At 58.7% G+C, this 2,214-nt stretch carries 3 protein-coding genes and 1 tRNA gene; 2 read left to right on the forward strand and 2 right to left on the reverse strand.

Annotated elements, in window-relative coordinates; genetic code table 11:
• Window positions 1–27: 27 nt before the first annotated feature.
• Window positions 28–657 carry a hypothetical protein gene (locus B7L71_RS08370; RefSeq protein ID WP_081137262.1) on the reverse strand — a complete coding sequence of 210 codons (630 nt, stop codon included), beginning with the start codon at window positions 655–657 and terminating at the stop codon, window positions 28–30.
• Between the two features lie 177 nt (window positions 658–834).
• Window positions 835–919, reverse strand: a tRNA-Leu gene (locus B7L71_RS08375).
• Window positions 920–1,003: 84 nt separating this feature from the next.
• Between B7L71_RS08375 and B7L71_RS08380 the strand changes: the two genes are divergently transcribed.
• Both B7L71_RS08380 and B7L71_RS08385 read left to right on the forward strand, forming a co-directional pair.
• The gene (locus B7L71_RS08380; RefSeq protein WP_249273209.1) at window positions 1,004–1,702 is read left to right on the forward strand and encodes a ComF family protein; all 699 of its coding nucleotides are present in this window, start codon (window positions 1,004–1,006) and stop codon (window positions 1,700–1,702) included.
• Between the two features lie 32 nt (window positions 1,703–1,734).
• The coding region (locus B7L71_RS08385; RefSeq protein ID WP_170919461.1) for a phosphotransferase at window positions 1,735–2,214 on the forward strand (480 nt) is incomplete at its 3' end.

The raw sequence follows: 2,214 nt of genomic DNA on the forward strand, positions 1-2,214 counted from the left end.
CGGGGAGGACGTCAACGATTGAGTGCCTCATTGCGCTTTGTGCAGCTCAATCTCTTTTGCCCACTCTACAAGGCGTTGCCGGTCGCGGCGACTGTTCATGCGCTGCGTATCCAGGTGAACCGGCACCAGTTGGCGTGTTGGCTCTGCCTGGAGCGAGAGGTGGAAGCGTCGGGCAGCCCCTACCGGCATGTCCTCCGAGCCATAAATGGCGATGACGCGTATCTCCAGCGTCAGCGTCTGCTCCTGCAGTAATGCGGCATCCAATTTCCAGTAGCGCGTCAGTTGCTGGACGATCGAGCCAAACGTTTGAATATGCAGGTAGTCGCCAGAGGGCAAGGGGCCTTGATGGGTGCGGTAGCAAGCTTCGTTTTCCTCGCCACTTTGCTGCTGGTACTCGACGATATCCAGCGGGTAGGAACCTTCTGGAGTGTGCAGCACCGCCACGAGGTGCTGGATATAAATCGCCTCGCTGCTCATGTTGCTGATCAGGCAAAGCGCGTCGGTGCCTACTCCCTTGCCACGATTGACGATGATGCGGGGTCGTCGCTGACGAACGTAGCCGTTGTAGAGCAGCTGCGCGTAGAAAAGCCAGACGAACAGAGTGCACACGCTGGCCACGGCAGAGATGGCCTGGGCGTGGTCATTGAGCCATTGCATAGGGCGAGATCCTTCTCAATTGCCATCATCAGTCAACTGCAAAGATAGCGAAAAATGAACTGCATGCCAGCAGCAACAAATAATAGAGGGCTAGAAACAAAAAAATTCGGTTAGCATGACGCTACCGAATTCTTGATCTTGCGCTAGTGGCAAAGAGACCACACGACAAGTTGTGATTGGTGCGGATGGGGAGACTCGAACTCCCACACCTTACGGCACTAGAACCTAAATCTAGCGTGTCTACCAATTCCACCACATCCGCAGAAGACGCTGCGTATACTACCAATAAACGTATGAATGTCAATGCAATCATCCTGTTTTAAACCAGTTGGCAGAGGAGGTGGCTATGCGAATGGTTCAGTACGTGAACCAGTGGTTGTCGCGCCAATTGCCGGGCTACTGTGCGTTTTGCCTATCGGCGGATTGCGGTGAGCAGGGGTGGTGCGCGCAGTGCTTTCGGGAGCTGCCTTGGAACACGTCGGCATGCTCGCAATGTGCCGAACCCTTGCCCGTTGGTGGGAGTGGACGCTGTGGCCACTGCCTGGTAGCGCCCCCTGCCTTTACGCATACAACTGCGGCACTCCGCTACCAGGAGGGCGTGGCGGAGCTGGTGCATGACTTTAAATTTCATGGTTCCGCGCGAGCGGGAACGCTGCTGGTCGAGCTGATGCTCTCGACGCCTCCAGTGCAACTGGGGGGCGCGTTGCTGCCGGTGCCCATGCATCCTTCCAAGGCGCGCGAGCGAGGCTTCAACCAGGCTCAGTGGCTGGCCAGGCAATTGGGCAAGCGGCTACACCTTCCGGTGCTGGGGGCTGAGTGTCACAAGCGGCTGCCCTCGCAACGGTCACTGAATCGAGCCGAGCGTCAGCGTAACCTCGCAGGAGCCTACCGCGTGGCGGGGCCACTGCCAGAATGGGTCATCATCATCGATGACGTGGTCACGACGGGAGCCACGGGGCATGCGCTGGCGTTGGCGGCTCTGGCGGCGGGTGCCACGCGCGTGGACGTGTGGGCGGCGTCTCGCACGCCGCTGGAGAAGAGTTGATATACTGGCTGGCCCAATGAAAGGAGTGATCCATGGCGCACCCGTTTAGCAGCCTGTCGCCCGACCTGGTGATGTCGGCCATCGAGTCGGTGGGTATCTGGCCCGCAGGCGAGCCCTTTGCCTTGAACAGTTATGAAAATCGCGTGCTGATGTTTCGCGATGAAGAGGGCGAGCGCTGGGTGGTCAAGTTTTATCGCCCCGAACGTTGGGCGGATGCCGCGATTCAGGAAGAGCATGACTTCCTGAGGGAGCTGGCGCTGGCCAGCGTCCCCGTGATCGCGCCATGGTGCTCAGCTGATGGCGTTTCATTGCATCACTACCAAACTTTCCGCTTTTCGCTTTTCCCCCAATGTGCAGGCCAGGCGCCAGAGCTCGATAACCCGGCACACCTGTTTGCCTTGGGAAATGTCTTGGGGCGCTTGCATGACGTTGCCGCTCGCCAGCGGTTTCAGCATCGGGAGAGTTTGTCGCTGACGGATGGCGTTACCGATGCCGCTCAGCGAGTCCTGGCA

It is taken from the genome of Halomonas sp. BC2 (assembly GCF_002078115.1).
GTDB classification, from domain to species: domain Bacteria; phylum Pseudomonadota; class Gammaproteobacteria; order Pseudomonadales; family Halomonadaceae; genus Vreelandella; species Vreelandella stevensii.